The organism is Alicyclobacillus sp. SP_1, assembly GCF_024706985.1.
Classification (GTDB): Bacteria; Bacillota; Bacilli; order Alicyclobacillales; family Alicyclobacillaceae; genus Alicyclobacillus_I.
Genome location: NZ_JAMCCX010000039.1, coordinates 131,428 through 149,024, shown reverse-complemented (window position 1 = coordinate 149,024; position 17,597 = coordinate 131,428). Strand labels below are relative to the sequence as shown.

The following is a 17,597-nucleotide window of genomic DNA, read 5'->3' as shown; positions in this document are numbered from 1 at the left end:
CTGTAGGTGGAATTTCGTATTGTGCGACTTTCGTCGCAGTGAAACTCTTAATCTGGTTGGTTTACCACAAGAGTTTCGAGAGCGTTCCGTCCAGTCTTCGCGGACGGAATTTTTTGCGTTCTAAATCGAGCCGAGACCGCGTGTGCACATGTTCCACAGGTTCCAGTAGATAGTGTTCCATCAAGGGTACCGTTTGTGCATTGGAGATGAGAGGGGGTTCTGTGGTTTAGCCAACCAGCAGTTTTCCGGAGTGGGTTTGGTACAATGGCGACGTGGGGTCTCCACGAGCAGTTGTTGTTCATTCGGTAGAAAATGTGTTGGCTGTCGCAAAACGATGCAAAGGAGCGGTCCTACATGCAAATCGGTCTGATTGGATTGGGTAAGATGGGTCACAATCTTGGAGTCAATCTGTTAGAGAAGGGTCACCAAGTGGTCGCCAGCGATATCAATTCGGATGCCAGGGAGACGTTTCGCGCTGCGGGGGGTGGTGCGGCAGCATCCATCGAGGAACTCGTGGACAAACTATCACCACCGCGAATTATCTGGTTGATGGTTCCAGCCGGTTCTGTGGTGGACTCAGTTTTGGCGGTACTGGGCACTCGGTTGGAACGTGGAGACATCGTGATCGACGGAGGGAATTCCCATTATAAAGACAGCATGCGTCGAGCCGCGGAACTGGACGAGGTTGGCGTACATTTTTTTGATGTGGGAACATCCGGGGGTACGTCTGGAGCCAGATATGGAGCCTGCTACATGATTGGTGGCAATGCCACCGTGTTTTCTCAAATTGAGGCGCTGTTTCGTGATACTGCCGTCCAAGGTGGTTATCTGTATACCGGAAAGTCGGGCAGTGGACATTACAGCAAGATGGTTCACAACGGCATTGAATACGGCATGATGGCGGCGATTGGGGAGGGCTTTGAGGTTCTCGAGCACAGTGAATTTGACTACGATTATGCCGCTTTGGCCAATGTGTGGTGCAACGGATCGGTCATCCGTGGCTGGTTGATGGAACTCACGCAACAAGCATTTGCGGCGGATCCCGCTTTATCGACCATCCGTGGCGTCATGCATTCGTCAGGGGAGGGGAAGTGGACGGTGCAGGAGGCGCTCGATATGGAAGTGGCAACCCCAATTATTGCCATGTCGCTCTTGATGCGGTATCGCTCGCAAGTGACGGATACGTTCGGCGGCAAAGTGGTGGCGGCGCTTCGCAACCAATTTGGTGGGCACGCTGTCGAGACCGTCGAGTGAGACGGTCTCTCGTTCCGAGAGATACATATTGCGCAGGTGGAGTCCTATGAGTGTGGAGTCGTCCGAGAATAAGAGAGAACTCGCCTAGGTGAGCGGTCAGAACTCTGACTGAAATAGATTTCGTAACAAACTTATTGTAAGATGTATAGGCAAGTCGGAATAGAACAGGGGGAGAATGGATGGGGCCGTTGCATCGGGCGGAAGCAGAGGCATATCTGCAGCGCTTCGTGGACAAGGACGTGTATTTGCATCTGGAGACGACAAATGGAGCTTATGCAGGAAATAATCCATCTGGCTCCATGGCAGTCTGTGCCTATATCCGGAATGGACGTGTGCGTTTTGAGCGTGGATCGGTGACGGGGTTTGGACCGTATCGAGTCGGTCTAAAGATGGATCAGGGCTGGATTTATGCGGAAGGATTGACGGATTGGGAAGTTGATGACGAGGGACGGCTGTTGTTTGCCGGACATGATGGTGACGGGAAATTGGCCATTTCGCTCGAATTGAGCTTTCAGCCGTTTGAAGTTTGACGCAGTCGACGTGCGTACGAGATTGTAACTGGAACGAGCGAGATTCAACGAGGTCGAACCTTGAATGCTTGAATGCTCGAACCTTGAATGCTTGCTTTAGTGCGATGGCTGGGCTCTTGGAGGATGTTTTGAAGGAGGTTTGACTGCGGTGGTCAATCGAGTTCTTGTGGTGTTACCCCATCCCGATGATGAGACGTTTGGCTGTGGAGGGACCATTGCCAAATGGACCAAAAGTGGTGCGGAAGTTGTTTATATGTGTGGTACCTTAGGGCAGATGGGGCGCAATATGGGTAAGCCGTTTTTTGCCACGCGCGAAAGTTTGCCTCATGTTCGAGCGCAAGAATTGGCGGACGCCTGTAAGGTACTTGGTATTCAAGACGTTCGCAAGATGGGATTGCGTGATAAGACCATTGAATTTGAAGACCCGGCAAAGGTCGCTGAACAAATTCAGTCTGTGATTCGCGAGTTTCGCCCGCAGATACTGCTGACTCATTATCCCGGCTATGGCGTGCATCCGGACCACGATGCGCTTGGTTTTGCCGCGGTGTTAGCGGTAAAAGGTCTCGGCGCTGCTGAACGGCCGGAAATTTATGCGCACGCGATTACGCACAATCGTCTCCAGACGCTCGGTGCTCCTGACATAGAGGTGGATATTGCGGATGTCGTGCAGACCAAGATAGATGCCGTCAAAGCACATCGCTCTCAGTCTGAGGGGATGATGAAGCGGCTCGCGGACGGTTCTGAATCGGATGAAGCCGTTCGAAAGAGAATGGAACAAAACTTTAAGAAGGAAGTCTTTTGGTATTACAATCCCGACCATTTGCCGGACACGCTTTGGCTTTCCTGAACGTGTTTGCGTCGCAAAGGAAGACAGCACATTTCTGAATCTCATTTCGGGCTGACGAGCAGATGCGGAACTAGGGCCTTGCGCTCGTCAGCTAAGAAAATTGGCCCTTGATTTGTCCCGCTATGCAGGAATGAAGCGGAAATGTGTCGAACTGTGTGGACACGATGCGACAACCAGACGCTGCTCTTAGAGGAGAGTATTTCCGAGCAGTGCGTGGCGGTATTCGGAGGACACAGAAAATGGCAAAAAGGCAGGCGCGTTCGGAACCACTTCAACAGTCCACTTGGCAGGAAATTGAGCAGAGGGCGTTTGATTCGCGGGACACTCGGTTAGACCTGCTGGAGTTTATTCCGGACGCTATCATTTTGCATCAAGATGGTGTCATTCGCTTTGCAAACCAAGCGGCGGGACAGTTGTTTGGGCTGGATGCCAAGACTCTGCAAGGGCAGCCAATCCTTCGATTTGTTCACGGCAACTGTCACATGCAAGTCCAGTCCGACCTGTTTCAGATGGAGAATGAGATGATTTCGGGGCGCCGAACGCATTGCGGCGAGTACCAAATGGTTCGCTCTGACGGGACACCTTTTGCGGCGGAGACGTCGTGCCTGATGATGCAGACACGCGACGGGCGTCCCGAAGTCGTCAGTTTCATCCGCGATGTGACGGATAGGCAAAGGCTCTATGAGTCGTTGACACAGATTGCATACTATGACACGTTGACACGTCTTCCAAATCGCAATCGATTTATTGAATATTTAGAGGAAATATTAATGGTCGGCGGTTCTGACCGCAAAAGAGCCATTTTGGTGCTCGATGTGGACCGCTTCAAATATGTGAATGATTCGTTTGGCCACGCATTTGGCGACTCAGTCATTCAAGAAATCGGGAAACGCTTGCGCATGTCTGCGGGTATGGGGTCCTTCATCGCTCGAATGGGCGGCGATGAATTTGGACTTGTGTTTGATGATATTGAATTGGCGAGAGATGCGACAAAGCGGGTTTTGCGCCAGTTTGACAAGCCGATACAAGTAGAGGAACACGAATTTTATTTAACGCCCTCCATTGGTATTGCAGAATATCCGAGAGACGGTAAGGATGCTGCGACGCTGTTGAAACATGCGGATATTGCCATGTACTGGGCCAAAGAGTCCGGGGGCAACGGCCTTCGAGAATATGTTCAGCCGCCTGTTGATACATGGATGCGCAATGTACAACTGGATGCCAATATGCGTCACGGGTTAGCCCGGCAGGAATTTTTCTTGCTCTATCAACCGAAAGTCGATGTGCGTACGAGGCGTACGGTTGGGGTGGAAGCCCTCTTGCGATGGCAGCTTCCGGAAGGGCGCATTGTCAGTCCAACAGAATTTATTCCTCTCGCCGAACAGACGGGATTTATCGTTCCGCTCGGGCGATATGTGCTTCATCAGGCGTGTCGTCAAATCGCTTTGTGGCGAAAATTAGGACTGACATCCCTGGTGGTTTCCATCAACGTTTCTGCGAAACAGTTTCAGCACGTCAATCTTTTAAAAGAAGTGTCGGAAGCACTCAAAGAATGGAGCCTGCCACCCTCCTGCCTAGACATCGAGATTACCGAGAGCGCCGTTATGCAAAATCCGCGAGACACAGCTGCAGCGCTCTGCAAGCTCAAGGAGCTGGGCGTGCGCGTGTCGATTGACGATTTTGGCAGTGGTTTTTCTTCGTTTGGCTATCTTCGAGAATTTATTCCAACGACGATTAAAATCGATCAATCGTTCGTACACCGCATGGTTTCGGATATGCGTGAACAAGCCATTGTCTCGACGCTTATACAAATGGCGCATCACTTAGACATGGAGGTTGTCGCGGAGGGCGTGGAGACCGAAGAACAACTTGCGATGCTGCAGACGATGCGGTGTGATGTCGTCCAAGGATTTTACTTCTGCCAACCGAAAGATGCAGGCTTGGTCGAGCGGCATCTGTTAGACGAGGAGGCGATTGTATGACCACTGTGCGGAGGGTACTCATCACGGGATTTCAACCATTTGGTGGAGAGGAACAAAATCCGTCCTGGTTGCTCGCCTCTCGGTTCGCCGGGCTACAGACGATTCACGACGTGACGGTCGAGGTGGTGGTGGCAGAACTGCCGACCGTTTTCGGGGTTTCTTCGCAACACCTGCGCGCGGCGATTTCGGAACATCGACCCGAGGTCGTCCTTTGTCTTGGCCAAGCTGGTGGACGTAACGGATTGACACCAGAGCGGGTGGCCATCAACATCGATGACGCGCGAATCGCGGACAACGATGGCCAACAGCCGGTCGATGTTCCTGTCGTGTCGGGAGGGCCAGCAGCTTACTTTAGTTCCCTGCCCATCAAGCGCATGGTTCGCGATATGCGAGCAGCGGGCATTCCGGCAGAGGTCAGTCAGACGGCGGGTACTTTCGTTTGTAACCACGTGTTCTACGCCTTGATGCATATGGCAGCAACTGAATTCCCGTTCATTTGGCGCTGTGGATTTATGCACGTTCCCTACCTCCCGATGCAAGTGCTGGGGCGTAGTAGTCCGAGCATGTCGTTACAACTGATGAAGAAAGGTGTCGAAGTGTCTCTTCGAGCGGTTCTTTCACCCATTCCCGATGAGCAGCTGGTAGGTGGTCAAGAGCAGTGACAAGCGTGGATGTAAGCCACTCGTGTCGATGGCAGGGGCAAATCGTTTGCATGCGAGCGTTTGGCGATACGGGAGTGCTTCTCCAGTTTGCAAATCCAGCAAAGAACGATGCTGAGCGAGCCAGGGAACTGCTGGAGATGGCTTATCAAGTCGAGTGTCGCGCCGATGTCTCTTGGCAGGATGTCTCTCTTGGCTATGACGAAGTACTGGTCATTTACAACCCAGTTCAAACCTCGTTAGGGACAGTTTGTCGCGGTCTGTGTCAGGCCCTCGCAGAGGAAAAGGGTCGACCTACGCCGAGAAGGGCGTTGTGGGATATTCCCGTGCGTTACGGTGGCGTGGACGGACCTGATTTAGAAGAGGTTGCACGTTGTTTGGAGATGGACGTAGACGAAGTTGTTCGTCGGCATACCGAGCCGACGTATCTGGTTCGGTTTCTCGGTTTTATTGGCGGTTTTCCATATTTGGACGGACTGCCAGCCTCTTTGGCCGTGCCGCGCAGAGCCACTCCGAGGGTCGCTGTTCCAGCGGGATCGGTCGGAATCGGTGGCGAACAGACCGGCATTTACCCGCACGCTACTCCAGGTGGATGGCAGTTGATTGGTCGGACCGATTGGCAGTTGTTCGATGCGAACCGCATTCCTCCGGCGCTCCTCTCTGCGGGCGATCTCGTTCGATTCCACGCGGTCGAACGCGGCACAAGTGTAGCTGTCCATCCGCCCAAACGTCGCTCGGTCACCCAACCCGCTAGCGGAGAGTGCGATGCCGACGCGGATGTGGGGGATGGGATATGAAAATCGTCCGTGCTGGTTTTTTGTCCTCCATTCAGGATGAGGGGCGCATTGGCTATCGGAAAATTGGTTTGTCTCCGGGTGGCGCGGCAGACGGGGATGCACTGCGTCTCGCGAATGCGTGTTTGGGCCAATCGGGTGAGTCTGCGCTCGAAATGGGTCTCGTCGGAGCGGCGCTTGAGGTGAGACACAAGAGCGTGCTCGTCCATATGGGGGCCGGTATGCGTGCATCCATCGATGGTTGGCCGTGGCCGAGCGGAAAAGTGGTTGCTGTCCCGCCAGGGGTCACGGTCACGTTTGACACTGCAGAGAGAGGCGTTTGGGCTTACTTGGCGGTAGCTGGAGGATTTGCGGTGCCTGAGATGCTTGCTTCACAATCGACGGATTTGCGCACCGCCTTTGGTGGGATGGGCGGGCGCGCCGTCCGTGCGGGCGATGAATTGCCCACGCGTTTCGACCTTGGAGACAAGGCCTATCGGCATTGGGCTCGGCATGGACGTCCAGTTCATGCGGTCCCCGGTCTCTACGAGGCTACTTGGAGTCTTTCTTCGACCGTATGTTTGTCCTTGCAAACGACGTCGGATTCTCTCCTCTCAGACCATTTCTCAGTGGACGAGACCCATACTGGCGAAAAATCAGTGGACGCCGCACGGGAATTGCGTTTTTTGCGTGGACCCGAGTGGGACATTTTTAGTCAAGCCGAACGAATCGGTTGGTTGAGACAGCGATTTCTCGTATCTGCTGATTCCAACCGGATTGGATTGCGCCTTCAGGGACAGCCGCTCTGCTTACCGCACGGCCGAGATATGCGCTCCAATCCAGTGGTCCCGGGAACGGTCCAAATCTCCGGCGACGGTCAACCCATGGTGTTGCTTGCCGATTGCCAGACGGTCGGCGGCTACCCTCGCATCGCGCACGTCTGCACTGCAGACTTGGGTAGAGCGGCACAATGCCGGCCCGGAACTTCTGTGCGGTTTCGAGAAATTTCGCGGGCAACGGCAGCCTCTCTTTTGCAGGAACGTCAGCGGATGTTCCACCAGGTGCAGTGGGCGGTGCGCTCGAAATACGCGCGAGGGGAATAGCTCCGCCAGGCACCATAGAGTTTTCCTGTCTCTTGATATATCAGATGTGAACCAACGTGGTTCCGAGGAGTCCCAGACCGTACGCGACCACACCTACAATAATCCCAGCCATCGTCATCTCTAGACCACTGGTCCACCAGCGGCGGGCAGTCACCAACGTCTTTAATGCGCCGACCGCGAAGTGGGCTACAATGGAGACAGCTGCCGCTAAAATGAGCGCGAGGATACCACTCGCAAACAGGAAGGGAATGAGTGGCACAAGTCCACCGACGAGTGTCGAAAGGCTGCCGACAAATGCCGATTTCCAGTGCGATCCGCTTTCGGTCTCTTGAATTCCTAGTTCTTCCTGGGCCATCGTCTTAACAAACAAACTTTCGTCCGTTGCGATTTTGTGTGCAATGGCGTCTGCCTCTGCTTCGTTGAATCCCTTTAGTTGATAGAGTAGAGCCAACTCCTCGATTTCGTGCTCTGGATTTTCACGAATTTCCCGCATTTCATGCGCCAATTCCTGCTGTTCAAGTTCGGATTCCGACTTGCTTGCAAGCCATGCCCCAGCGCCCATGGAGAGAGTGCTTGCTAAAGCTCCAAACAGACCGCTGACCAACACGATATGGACGTTCGAGGTATAACCCGCCACGCCAGCAATGATGCCAAAAATTGCACCGAGGCCGTCATTGACTCCGTAAATGGCGTCTCCAATCCAACCGCCAGTCTGTGACTTGTGCCAACGTTCTTGGCCGAATATCTTGTGTAAACGATTTTGCGCAGGATGAGCAACATCCAGATGGATCATCGCGTATCAAACTCCTTTTGATGCTTTACGTTCTGTCGAGTCTCATTCTTTCGGATGGGATGTCTCTTAGTCAATCGTAATCACCACGGATTGCCTAGCCATCATTTTCAGTTTGACGCACTTAACTGAAACACCGATTGTCCTTGTTTGCGCTAGATTCAAGAAAAAGTATGTTCACGTCAAAAGAGCTCATAGACAAATGCCCTCTTATGGTGTACTTTGGAAATGAAAAGTATTGAATTTGTGGAGAAGGGGTGTTCTCTTTTTCGCATGAACGACCGTGTTGCGTGATAGACATGAACCATGGAGGTGTGTTTGTGAGCGTTATTTCAAATCGGAATTATTCCATTCTTTTGTCAGGTCAACTTATTTCCACGCTGGGGAACAACTTGTATATGCTCGCATTGCCTTGGTACGTCTATATCACCACTGGATCGAAAGAATTATTGGTTGTTACTGGTCTTGCGCAAAGTCTTCCCGCATTGGCTGGATTATTCTCTGGGGTTTTTGTTGATCGTTGGAAAAAACGCACCGTGATGATGGTTGTCGACCTGCTTCGTCTGGTTCTTTGCGCAGTTTTATTTTTCTTCGCGGCGCACCATGACGGCATCGTGTGGATTGTAGCCACTGTTTTGCTGTTGGAACTGGCGGGACGATTTTTCGGACCGGCGGCTCGGAGTATTATTCCGCTGGTCGTGGACAAAGAACTTTTGGCGGAAGCATCCGGACTTGAGCAGTCGAGTAGTGGCATTGCCCAACTTGCAGGTACATTGGGTGGAGGACCCATCATTCAACTTCTAGGCGCTCCTGTTCTGTTTCTGTTAAACTCAATAACTTATGCGATTTCGGTTATAAGTTTGTTGTTCGTTCGTGTTCAAGAACATATCGGTCCTCCCACCGAGCCTCCATCCTTTTTCAAAGAGTGGAAGGCGGGTTTTCGAACGACCCTTAAATCTCGTTTGGTTGCGTTGGTTGTGTTCGCGGCCATGGCTGCGAACTTTGGCTTTTCGGCATTTGATATTACACTGACGGCGTGGGTTAAGGGACCCATGCATGGGAATGCCATCTATCTGGCACTCGTCGGAGGGTCCTTTTTTGTCGGCATTTTGGTCGGGGGTATGCTGCTCGGACCTATCAATAAAAAAGTTGAAATTCGCACCATCCTTGTAGGTGGCTTGCTCATAGATGCTCTGCTGGTGGCAGTCTTTGGAGTGGACACAAACATCTTTTGGTCTACGTCCATACTCTTGGTCATGGGGATTTTTACTGCTCTGATGAACGGGGCGCTCGGAACTTTTGCTTATCAAGTTGTACCGGCCAAATCTCGTGGGCGAGTTTTTGGCATCATGGGTGCACTCAGCACGATGATGACGCCTGTTGGAATGGCTGTCTATGGCTACCTGATGCTTCAGGTTCACTTATCGATACTGTTTGTTCTGGTTGGAATTCCAGCCTTGTTGGGCGGGATTGGTCTGATGTTGCCATTTCCAGTTGGTTCGGATGACCCTGAGCCGGCTATTTGAATGACAGCGATGCATTCAGGCCGCAGTCGATATTTCGTCTATGGACTACTGAAAAATCAATTCGCGCAGGTTGATTTTTGCGTCCAAACAGTTCTCTGAAAGTACGCGTTGGGAGGTGGCGGGAGTGGATTTAAACTGCGACATGGGCGAGAGCTATGGTCGATTCCAGGTTGGCGCCGATGCGGAGTTGTGGCCGTACGTGACGTCCGCGAATTTAGCATGTGGGTTTCACGGGGGGTGTCCGCTGACCATTCAGGCTTCCGTCGATGCGGCACTGGCGCACGGAGTGTCGGTCGGGGCTCACCCAGGGTATCCCGACCTGATGGGATTTGGACGGCGGGAGATGACGATGTCGGATGCGGAGATGTACACTTCGATGGTCTACCAGATCAGCGCGCTTCGCGGATTTCTCGCCATTAAGGGGGGCGTCCTGCATCATGTAAAGCTACACGGAGCGCTCTATCATCGGGCGTCTGTAGACCGGTCAGTGGCTCGAGCGGTCGTGGCAGCCATTCGCGATGTTGACCCGACTCTCTGCGTCTATACGCTGCCGGAAAGCGTGCTCGCGGAGGTTGCGCAGGAGGCACAACTGGCAGTGTGGAGAGAAGGATTTGCCGACCGAAGGTACGCGGCGGATGGGCGACTTCTGCCCCGAACCCATCCAAAAGCGCTTTTGCAAACCGTTGCTGAAGTTGAGGAGCAAGTTCGGGGGCTCATGCACGAGGGACGGGTTATAGGAGAGGACGGTCGGCCGATCTCGATGGTGGTTGACACCATCTGCCTTCATGGGGATGGGCCGAACGCCATAGCATTTGCACGGGCGGCAAAGGCTGTGTTGGACGCGCAGCGGCGTTGAACGGGGGGTCTTTCCTCGCGAGAGCGACACAGCTGGTGTAGATGACGTGGTCACAAGGAGCGTCGAGGTGCATACCATACGGTAAGTAGTCGACGAAGGTTCTCGTTGCCGAGCGAGTGCGTTCTTGAACGTCTTGCTGACGGCCACAATCTTCATACCCTAAAACGGTCCGACTTCAGAATGAGTGGACCGATACCGCTGTACGGTGATGGAGCTCACCGTAACCCTCACATGCTTCTGTGGGTAATGGCTCCTGTGATGAGTTGGCATCGCTTGACGAGACCAACGCTTGCACAGGGGCTTTTTCAGTTCCCGGCAAGCGACAGGAGGGACTGAACATGTGGAAATTCTGGACGGTGGCCGCCGCAGCAGGAGGTCTCTTACGCTATGGGATATGGGTTATGGCGATGCACCTATTTTGGCACAATGGAGCTTTCATCGCCGCCTGTATCGCCAATGCCAGTGGATGTCTTCTGTTTGGTGCCGCTTTAGGCTTCAAGGACGTGCTTCCGACATCCTGGTTTCGGATTTGGACGGTCGGATTTTGTGGCTCTCTTACGACATTTGGAGATTGGCTGGCGAGTTCGCTGCGATTGCTTTCAGAACATGGAGTGTGGGCTTTCGTCGGCGCTCTGTTTTTCTCCTTTCTGCTTGGCTGCGCACTTCTCTGGGCAGGCAGAGTCGGTGTCGGTAAGCTTCGCAGCGCGGTGATGCGGCAGAATCGTGCGTAATACCGCGCCTCCGAGGACACTCCATAAGGCGAGAGCGCACAAATCCGGCCAGAGCGGCATCGAACAGAGCGCGGTCACCGTACCAAGAGTTAAATAGCGCAAAATGGCGGCGAGAGACATGGCGAACGGGTCTTCGACCGGATCGACCAACAGAAGAAGTTTCGAAATGGTTTCCGAGGAATGCTTCGGCCTGTGCCGCTGCGATAGAGCCGTGTCGAGGCATGGCCAGAGTGTGAGCGTGCTGAACATCGCGATGGAGAAGAAAGATTGGTGCGGGAATTTCGTCGCCTCACGCATGTGCGTTGCGGCCACGTAGCCCACCGTAGCGGCAGCAGCGCTTGCGAGGACGAGGAGTGTCGACGGGCCGACTCCGTCTTTTGACCAGTGCTTTTCGCGAAATGACGAAATGATCAGAGGGAATACACCAAGACCGCTGAGAGAAGCTGCGAGAATCAATAGTGCGATGCTCCATCTCATCGGTTTATCCCCCCTCGTGGTCGATGACTGTCGATTGGCGTGCTGAGCTGCGGCTCGTGTGGCATGATTACCGCTGCTTCTATCGTATGGAATGGTAGCTTGTCCTGCAGAGGACGGTAGACCAGCTAATGCTCGCCCATGGCTCTGCTTGGTGGGAACTCGGTTTTGTCATCGGTTTTGTCAAAGGAGGATCCAAGTCGCCAGAGAGAACGCAATCAGGGAAACTGAGACACTGGTGAATCCATAGAACAACGCCAGGCGCTTTGATGACTTTGTCAATTGAATGGTTTCGTAGACGAACGTGGAGAACGTGGTGAAGCCGCCGAGAAATCCGATGTCCACGAACCAGCGAAGGCTGGCGTGAGCGGTTATCCAGGCATTGTTGGTAAGACCGAGTAGAAAACAACCGGAGGCGTTGATGAGAAGTGTCGTCCACGGAAAGCGAGATAGAGATTTTCGAAAATGTGTGAGCGATGTCACGGAGAGTTGGCGACGTGCTGCTGTGCCGAAGACGGAGCCAAGGGCGACCCAAAAGATAGATGACCAATTCATGAAAGAAATCCCCTCTCCCGGATGCATGCAGAAAGCGCCGCGACTTTGCCGCTTTTGCAACGAATGGGACAGGGGCCATCAGCCTTCTGAAAAAGGCGGTTGAGGGGCGGGCTCCATCGCCGTATCGAATTGGAATGCGCTATACTGAGAACCATCAGAGGCAAACCATGACACAGACCTGCTATAACATATTCTCAATGTCTCAGGTTGGTTCCGCAAAGCGAACCCTCTGTGGTATGAGACAGTGAAGGGGGCGTCGCCCGTGGCGCGTGTGATACTTCGCGATGGCCTGGTGGCTGAATTGCGCAAAGTTCGCTCGACGGATGCGGACTTTGCGCTGATTCAAGAACTTTTTGAGAACACCTCTCCGGAGAGCTTATATTTTCGGTTTTTTCACGCAATAAAATCGGTTGATGAGACGACGATTCGTGCGATGATTGGGGACGATGAGCGCACGCTCGCCTTGATGTGTCTGCATGAAGATAAAGCCATCGCCATTGGCAATTACATGGGGACAGATGACGGCGTGGCGGAAGTTGCGTTTCTCGTCCGAGATGACTCGCAGGGGCGAGGCATTGGCAGCTTGTTGCTCGCTCATCTTGCTGAAGCCGCATGGCTGAATGGTATTCGTGTATTGGAAGCTCATATCTTACGGGATAACTATCGAATGCTTCAAGTGTTTCGGGCGAGTGGTTTTGAGCTGACGTCGGAAACGGATGGCAGTAGCGTACGCCTCGTGTGGGCGCTCGGACGTCATGAACCAAGTCGAGTGTTGCAGGAAACGCGGGAGCGCTTGGCGACGTCCGCATCCTTACATCCCTTCTTTCACCCGGAGACCGTGGCGGTGGTGGGTGCTTCGAGAGATCCCATTGCGCTCGGTCACTTACTACTTCGCCACCTTCTTGAAGGTGAATTTACTGGCGCTGTCTATCCAGTCCACCCGTCTGCTCGGGCCATTGCTGGGGTGCGTGCGTATCCACTGGTCTCCGCGATTCCGGAAACGGTTGACCTAGCAGTCATCGCAGTGCCAGCGCTGGGAGTGGAAGAGGTTGTCGAAGACTGTCTGCGAGCCAAGGTCAAGGCCGTGATGATTCTGTCTTCTGGCTTTGCGGAAGCTGGGCCGCAAGGGTTAGAACGTGAACGGATGATTCGTGACAAACTAAGGGCGGCGGGCTGCCGTTTGATTGGGCCCAATGGGTTAGGTCTGGTCAATACGTCACCAGCCGTGAGGTTAAATGCTTCGTTTGCGCCTGCTCTGCCGAAGTGCGGTCGCGTCGGAATTGCCAGTCATTCTGGAGCGCTCGGCATCGCCATTTTAGAATACGCAAGTCGAGTGGGGGTTGGCGTTTCGTCGTTTGTTTCCCTCGGTAATCGAGCAGACGTTTCCGGCAACGATTTACTCCAATATTGGGAAACGGATGCCGAGACTGATATTATTCTTCTGTATTTAGAGGCGTTTGGAAATCCGAGAAAATTCTCTCGTATTGCTCGGAGACTGTCCCGACAAAAGCCTATGCTCGCTGTGAAAAGTGGACGCAGCCCCGCCAGTTTGTTTGCCTCGCATCGAATTGGGCCGTCGCTGGTTCATGATGATGAGACGTTTGCCGCGCTCTTTCGGCAGGCTGGAATTATCCGTGTGGACACACTCCAAGAGTTGTTCGATGTGACTGCGCTGTTAGCCACACCTGTGGTTGCTTCTGGCGATCGCGTTGCGGTTGTGACGAATACCGCCGGTGGTGCAGTATTGACGGCTGACATGCTGACGCGAGACCGTCTCCGACTCATGCAGCCTGTCATCAATCTCGGGTTTGAAGCACTTGCTGATAGTTACCGAGAGGTCCTGCCGGCAGTGCTTCGGGATGAGAGCGTGGATGCCGTTGTTGTTCTCTACACTCCGGTTGGCCCGTCCGATGAATCGGCTGTGGTGGAGGCATTGGGAGCGGCAATTCGAGAAGTGAGGGAAGAAGCGCGCATTCAAGGGAAAACGTTTGCAAAACCAGTAGTTGCAAATTTTCTTTTTACGGGCGAATACATGGTTCGTTATATTGAGGTCGACGATGCCTATCGAATTCCCATCTACCCATTTCCCGAGAGTGCCGTACGTGCGCTAGCTCGCGTTGTCGAATATCACGAGTATCGCCGCAGTCCCATCGGTCGCGTTCCAGACATTGAAGGAATGGATGGTTCGGGTGCACGTGACTATGTTCGTCAAATATTGAAGTCGCACGGGCATGCGATTTTGACGGAGTCGGAGATGAACGAGTTAGTGCGCCTTGGGGGATTTCGAATGACGGCAGTAGCGGAGCATCGACCAGCGAAATGTACGGTTCGCCTCGAGTCCGATTTACTGTTCGGTCCGATTTTGCGGGTATTCCCAGAACCCTCCTCCAGTTTTGGCGGACCTCATGTGGTTCGGCTCTTACCATTGACCGATTTGGATGTAGAACAACTCGCGCGGGTGGTGGCGACTTGGTTCGTCCATCAGCAGCCCTTGACTATGGTGGTCGGCAAGCAGCCAGCGACAGATGCGACGACCGACTATGAACACGTGTCTCAGGAATTGAGAGATTTCTTTGCGCGGTTGTCACAATTGACAGAAGACGTTCCCGAATTCTCTGGTATGGAGTTAGCACTTGGCATGGATGGGAGTCAGTTGCAGTGGAAAGCACCCGTGGTGGTCGAGGTCGGGAGACCATCGGGATCGGAAGGACCAGTGTTGGAATGAACCTTCGCGAGGCTTTGCCCAAGATTTCATACGTGTTGCAGTCCTCTTCGAATGTTGTGGTTTTGACGGGAGCCGGGATGAGCACTGAATCGGGTATTCCTGACTTTCGTTCCAATGCAGGATGGTGGTCGGATGAAAGACTGATGAACGCCATGTCTGTGGCCTATTGGGACAGTCATCCCGATGAATTCTGGGTTGCTTTTCGCAAAACATTTTTGTCACCAGAATTTGTTGAGGCTCGTCCCAATCTCGGTCATCACGCGCTGGCTGCTTTCGAACGAACGGGAGGACGTCACGTCACGATTCTCACGCAAAATGTCGATGGTCTTCATCAACAAGCGGGTAGTCGGGTCGTTCTTGAACTGCACGGAAATCTGCGCACTGCGACCTGTCCCGCATGTGGGCAGGTTTACGATATGAGGGCACTTCCTGCCGACGAGACGCCTGTATGCACCGCATACACGGTGCGGGGGGACTGTGGGCATCCACTGCGACCGGATGTGGTGCTGTTTGGGCAACAAGTGCAACACTATGCGTCGGCCGCTCTGTCGATTCAAGCCGCAGATGCTTTATTCGTGCTTGGTTCGTCAATGACAGTGCATCCCGCCTCCCAACTTCCAGAGTTTCGCGTGGCATCCAAATGTCCACTGGTCGTCATCAATGAGACAGAGACTGAGATCGACGCGGCGGCTGACATTGTCCTGCGCGGGAAAATTGGGACCTTGTTACCGGAAGTTTTGGCGTCGCTGTGAGCAAGGATTCGGGCGTCTCCCAGGACCGTCGCAGTCATCATCGCACCACACGTCGGTTTGCGCAAAGAATCGGTGCTCGTTCTCACAGACTCTCGTGCTCATACGCAAAGGGACTGACCTGTCTGCAACGCGGTCAGTCCCTTTGCGGTCAGTCCCCTTATAGAAGACATCCTGTCCATGGGTGAGAAGGTTAAACCCACCAGTGCATTCCATTCGCAAAATTCAGAGTGACGCCATACGTCAAATACAGCAACCAAATCCCGGTTAGGAATTGGAAAAAACCTACTGTCTTTTCAAAGGATTTGCTGTTCATGAATCGAGCGAATATCTCTGGAATGTAAATGAGCGTCAGTCCAATAAACAGAATCATCGCCGGAATGTCGCCATTTTTCCCAAAAGAGATAGCGCCTAATACACTCAAACCGAGCAGTGGAATGGCCATCCAAGCTTCGGGACCGGGTTCACTGCCACTGTATCTGCGCCAGCCTAAGACAATCCAATGAATGCCGTAAACCGTAAAGGCTACAGCCGCCATATAGAGTGGAGGAGCATCCCGATAGACAGGGAACCAGGAGAGGCCGACCATCAAATAAATTCCTGTCAAAAGCTGCCCGAATCCTCCGAGGAACATGCCCCACAGTCCGACCGTACGGTCATATCGTATCTTGTCTTGACTCCAATTGGGTCCGCCTGCTAAAGTCGTGCCACCTTGCACGAAATAATTGATGGATAGAGAAAGAAACCCGATGCCGAGTGGCCAAAAGGGTGAAACAGGGTATACGGATGCGATCACATGGTTAGCCCCCATTCTGTCGTTCCTTCTGGTAGCGTGCCTCGTCTGCCAGAGGATTCATGCATAGGTGTGCGCTTTTCCACGAACTGCAATTTTACTGCAGGCCCCTCTCGCACAACATACCTGTGCATGTATACGTTGTATAATAGTATGTGACTTCTGCAAAATCAATAAGTGTAGAATGATAAGAAAAATAATTTTTGCTAGCTAAAAATGATTTCGTTTGAAGTTACGCTTTGGCTTGCTGTAAAATCGGGGAGAAAGCGAGGCGACTATCATGTCTAATCATCATCGAGTAGTCATTTTGGGCACAGGCCCTGCCGGATATACGGCTGCCATTTATGCTGCGAGGGCAAGCTTGCAACCGGTGATTGTGGAAGGAAGCGAACCTGGTGGGCAGTTGACGCTTACGACGGAAGTTGAGAATTTTCCTGGTTTTTCTGATGGCGTTCAAGGACCGGAGCTTATGGTAGCCATGCGAACACAAGCGGAGCGATTTGGCGCAACATTTCGTACAGGTCTCGCCACTTCGGTCAATCTGAGTGAACGACCATTTCGAATTGTCGTGGATGAGAAGGAGACGCTGACGGCGGATACGCTCATTATTGCGACAGGCGCATCGGCAAAAATGCTTGGTGTTCCAGGGGAGCAAGAGATGATTGGCAGGGGAGTGTCTACATGTGCCACGTGCGACGGCTTCTTCTTTAGGAACAAAAAAGTGCTGGTGGTTGGTGGCGGCGATTCTGCCATGGAGGAAGCTACTTATTTGACGCACCATGCAGAAAAGGTGACGATTGTGCACCGCCGTGAAGAGTTTCGGGCATCGAAGGTCATGCAAGACCGAGCTCGCCATAACGAGAAAATTGATTTCGTCCTGAATGTCACACCGCTCGAAATGGTTTCGGATGGGAATAAGGTGACGGGTCTGAAAGTGAAGAGTAACGAAACGGGTGAGGAGCGCGTTCTCGAAGCAGATGGCGTGTTTGTTGCCATTGGTCACCGTCCGAATACCGATTTTTTGAAAGGGCAAGTTGAGGTGGATAAGGTGGGATACATCGTTACTTCTGGTCATTCGAGCGCAACCAATGTCCCAGGTGTTTTTGCGTGTGGGGATGTCATGGATTCGCACTATCGGCAAGCGATTACTGCTGCGGGAAGTGGCTGTAAAGCAGCGATGGATGTTGAGAAATTCCTTGAAGGGTCGGCCGTGCACGACTGGTCCATGTCTTCGGCAAAATAGTTGCGAC

16 protein-coding genes and 2 riboswitches are annotated in these 17,597 nt (G+C 53.0%); of the genes, 13 read left to right on the top strand and 3 right to left on the bottom strand.

All coding sequences use genetic code 11. The features are described from left to right. Positions 1-354: 354 nt before the first annotated feature. The 7 genes from gnd to M4I36_RS11210 all read left to right on the top strand — a co-directional run bounded on the left by gnd (position 355) and on the right by M4I36_RS11210 (position 7,148). The gene (gene gnd / locus M4I36_RS11240; protein WP_258111833.1) at positions 355-1,254 is read left to right on the top strand and encodes a phosphogluconate dehydrogenase (NAD(+)-dependent, decarboxylating); all 900 of its coding nucleotides are present in this window, start codon (positions 355-357) and stop codon (positions 1,252-1,254) included. A 179-nt stretch (positions 1,255-1,433) separates the two neighbouring features. Further along, the gene (locus M4I36_RS11235; protein WP_258111832.1) at positions 1,434-1,784 is read left to right on the top strand and encodes a YojF family protein; all 351 of its coding nucleotides are present in this window, start codon (positions 1,434-1,436) and stop codon (positions 1,782-1,784) included. 148 nt (positions 1,785-1,932) lie between these two features. After that, positions 1,933-2,631 (top strand): bacillithiol biosynthesis deacetylase BshB2, encoded by a 699-nt coding sequence (gene bshB2, locus M4I36_RS11230; RefSeq protein WP_258111831.1) that lies wholly within the window; start codon positions 1,933-1,935, stop codon positions 2,629-2,631. Between the two features lie 239 nt (positions 2,632-2,870). Continuing rightward, positions 2,871-4,613 carry a putative bifunctional diguanylate cyclase/phosphodiesterase gene (locus M4I36_RS11225; RefSeq protein WP_258111830.1) on the top strand — a complete coding sequence of 581 codons (1,743 nt, stop codon included), beginning with the start codon at positions 2,871-2,873 and terminating at the stop codon, positions 4,611-4,613. Next, positions 4,610-5,275: a pyroglutamyl-peptidase I gene (gene pcp / locus M4I36_RS11220; protein ID WP_308661214.1), complete on the top strand. Its 666-nt coding sequence runs from the start codon at positions 4,610-4,612 to the stop codon at positions 5,273-5,275. The genes M4I36_RS11225 and pcp overlap by 4 nt, the downstream gene beginning before the upstream one ends. After that, complete coding sequence (gene pxpB, locus M4I36_RS11215) at positions 5,272-6,069, top strand: 5-oxoprolinase subunit PxpB (protein ID WP_258111829.1); 798 nt, start codon at positions 5,272-5,274, stop codon at positions 6,067-6,069. Before pcp ends, pxpB begins: the two co-directional genes overlap by 4 nt. Continuing rightward, a complete protein-coding gene (locus tag M4I36_RS11210; RefSeq protein WP_258111828.1) occupies positions 6,066-7,148 on the top strand; it encodes a 5-oxoprolinase subunit C family protein in 1,083 nt (360 codons plus the stop codon). The genes pxpB and M4I36_RS11210 overlap by 4 nt, the downstream gene beginning before the upstream one ends. A 40-nt stretch (positions 7,149-7,188) precedes the next feature. Here M4I36_RS11210 and M4I36_RS11205 read toward each other — a convergent pair whose 3' ends face one another. Beyond that, positions 7,189-7,941: a VIT1/CCC1 transporter family protein gene (locus M4I36_RS11205; protein WP_258111827.1), complete on the bottom strand. Its 753-nt coding sequence runs from the start codon at positions 7,939-7,941 to the stop codon at positions 7,189-7,191. Positions 7,942-8,258: 317 nt separating this feature from the next. On the opposite strand from M4I36_RS11205, the gene M4I36_RS11200 reads away from it, so the two are divergent. The 3 genes from M4I36_RS11200 to M4I36_RS16890 all read left to right on the top strand — a co-directional run bounded on the left by M4I36_RS11200 (position 8,259) and on the right by M4I36_RS16890 (position 11,051). Next, complete coding sequence (locus M4I36_RS11200; RefSeq protein ID WP_258111826.1) at positions 8,259-9,464, top strand: MFS transporter; 1,206 nt, start codon at positions 8,259-8,261, stop codon at positions 9,462-9,464. A gap of 124 nt (positions 9,465-9,588) precedes the next feature. Beyond that, entirely contained in the window at positions 9,589-10,320 is a 732-nt protein-coding gene (locus M4I36_RS11195; protein WP_258111825.1) for a 5-oxoprolinase subunit PxpA, read from the top strand. A 195-nt stretch (positions 10,321-10,515) separates the two neighbouring features. Continuing rightward, positions 10,516-10,583, top strand: a riboswitch (Fluoride riboswitch). 75 nt (positions 10,584-10,658) lie between these two features. Further along, positions 10,659-11,051: a FluC/FEX family fluoride channel gene (locus tag M4I36_RS16890; RefSeq protein ID WP_374986069.1), complete on the top strand. Its 393-nt coding sequence runs from the start codon at positions 10,659-10,661 to the stop codon at positions 11,049-11,051. A gap of 657 nt (positions 11,052-11,708) precedes the next feature. Here the strand turns inward: M4I36_RS16890 and M4I36_RS11185 are convergent. Continuing rightward, positions 11,709-12,080, bottom strand: coding sequence for a fluoride efflux transporter FluC (locus tag M4I36_RS11185; protein WP_258111823.1), 372 nt, complete (start codon positions 12,078-12,080; stop codon positions 11,709-11,711). A gap of 62 nt (positions 12,081-12,142) precedes the next feature. Next, positions 12,143-12,210: riboswitch (Fluoride riboswitch) on the bottom strand. A 132-nt stretch (positions 12,211-12,342) separates the two neighbouring features. Here M4I36_RS11185 and M4I36_RS11180 point away from each other — a divergent pair. Together M4I36_RS11180 and M4I36_RS11175 are read left to right on the top strand one after the other, a co-directional pair. Further along, the gene (locus M4I36_RS11180) at positions 12,343-14,805 is read left to right on the top strand and encodes a bifunctional acetate--CoA ligase family protein/GNAT family N-acetyltransferase (RefSeq protein WP_258111822.1); all 2,463 of its coding nucleotides are present in this window, start codon (positions 12,343-12,345) and stop codon (positions 14,803-14,805) included. After that, a complete protein-coding gene (locus tag M4I36_RS11175) occupies positions 14,802-15,557 on the top strand; it encodes an SIR2 family NAD-dependent protein deacylase (RefSeq protein WP_258111821.1) in 756 nt (251 codons plus the stop codon). The genes M4I36_RS11180 and M4I36_RS11175 overlap by 4 nt, the downstream gene beginning before the upstream one ends. A 190-nt stretch (positions 15,558-15,747) precedes the next feature. On the opposite strand, the gene M4I36_RS11170 is transcribed toward M4I36_RS11175, so the two are convergent. Further along, entirely contained in the window at positions 15,748-16,365 is a 618-nt protein-coding gene (locus tag M4I36_RS11170) for a hypothetical protein (protein WP_258111820.1), read from the bottom strand. 262 nt (positions 16,366-16,627) lie between these two features. Between M4I36_RS11170 and trxB the strand changes: the two genes are divergently transcribed. Then, positions 16,628-17,590 carry a thioredoxin-disulfide reductase gene (gene trxB, locus M4I36_RS11165; RefSeq protein WP_258111819.1) on the top strand — a complete coding sequence of 321 codons (963 nt, stop codon included), beginning with the start codon at positions 16,628-16,630 and terminating at the stop codon, positions 17,588-17,590. The last annotated feature ends 7 nt before the right edge of the window (positions 17,591-17,597 follow it).

Bases quoted from the DNA above. Each gene is read 5' to 3' on its own strand.
- M4I36_RS11205 (WP_258111827.1), bottom strand. From the start codon at position 7,941: ATGATCCATCTGGATGTTGCTCATCCTGCGCAAAATCGTTTACACAAG.
- trxB (WP_258111819.1), top strand. From the start codon at position 16,628: ATGTCTAATCATCATCGAGTAGTCATTTTGGGCACAGGCCCTGCCGGA.
- M4I36_RS16890 (WP_374986069.1), top strand. From the start codon at position 10,659: ATGTGGAAATTCTGGACGGTGGCCGCCGCAGCAGGAGGTCTCTTACGC.
- M4I36_RS11225 (WP_258111830.1), top strand. From the start codon at position 2,871: ATGGCAAAAAGGCAGGCGCGTTCGGAACCACTTCAACAGTCCACTTGG.
- M4I36_RS11235 (WP_258111832.1), top strand. From the start codon at position 1,434: ATGGGGCCGTTGCATCGGGCGGAAGCAGAGGCATATCTGCAGCGCTTC.
- M4I36_RS11175 (WP_258111821.1), top strand. From the start codon at position 14,802: ATGAACCTTCGCGAGGCTTTGCCCAAGATTTCATACGTGTTGCAGTCC.
- M4I36_RS11210 (WP_258111828.1), top strand. From the start codon at position 6,066: ATGAAAATCGTCCGTGCTGGTTTTTTGTCCTCCATTCAGGATGAGGGG.
- M4I36_RS11185 (WP_258111823.1), bottom strand. From the start codon at position 12,080: ATGAATTGGTCATCTATCTTTTGGGTCGCCCTTGGCTCCGTCTTCGGC.
- pcp (WP_308661214.1), top strand. From the start codon at position 4,610: ATGACCACTGTGCGGAGGGTACTCATCACGGGATTTCAACCATTTGGT.
- M4I36_RS11170 (WP_258111820.1), bottom strand. From the start codon at position 16,365: ATGGGGGCTAACCATGTGATCGCATCCGTATACCCTGTTTCACCCTTT.
- gnd (WP_258111833.1), top strand. From the start codon at position 355: ATGCAAATCGGTCTGATTGGATTGGGTAAGATGGGTCACAATCTTGGA.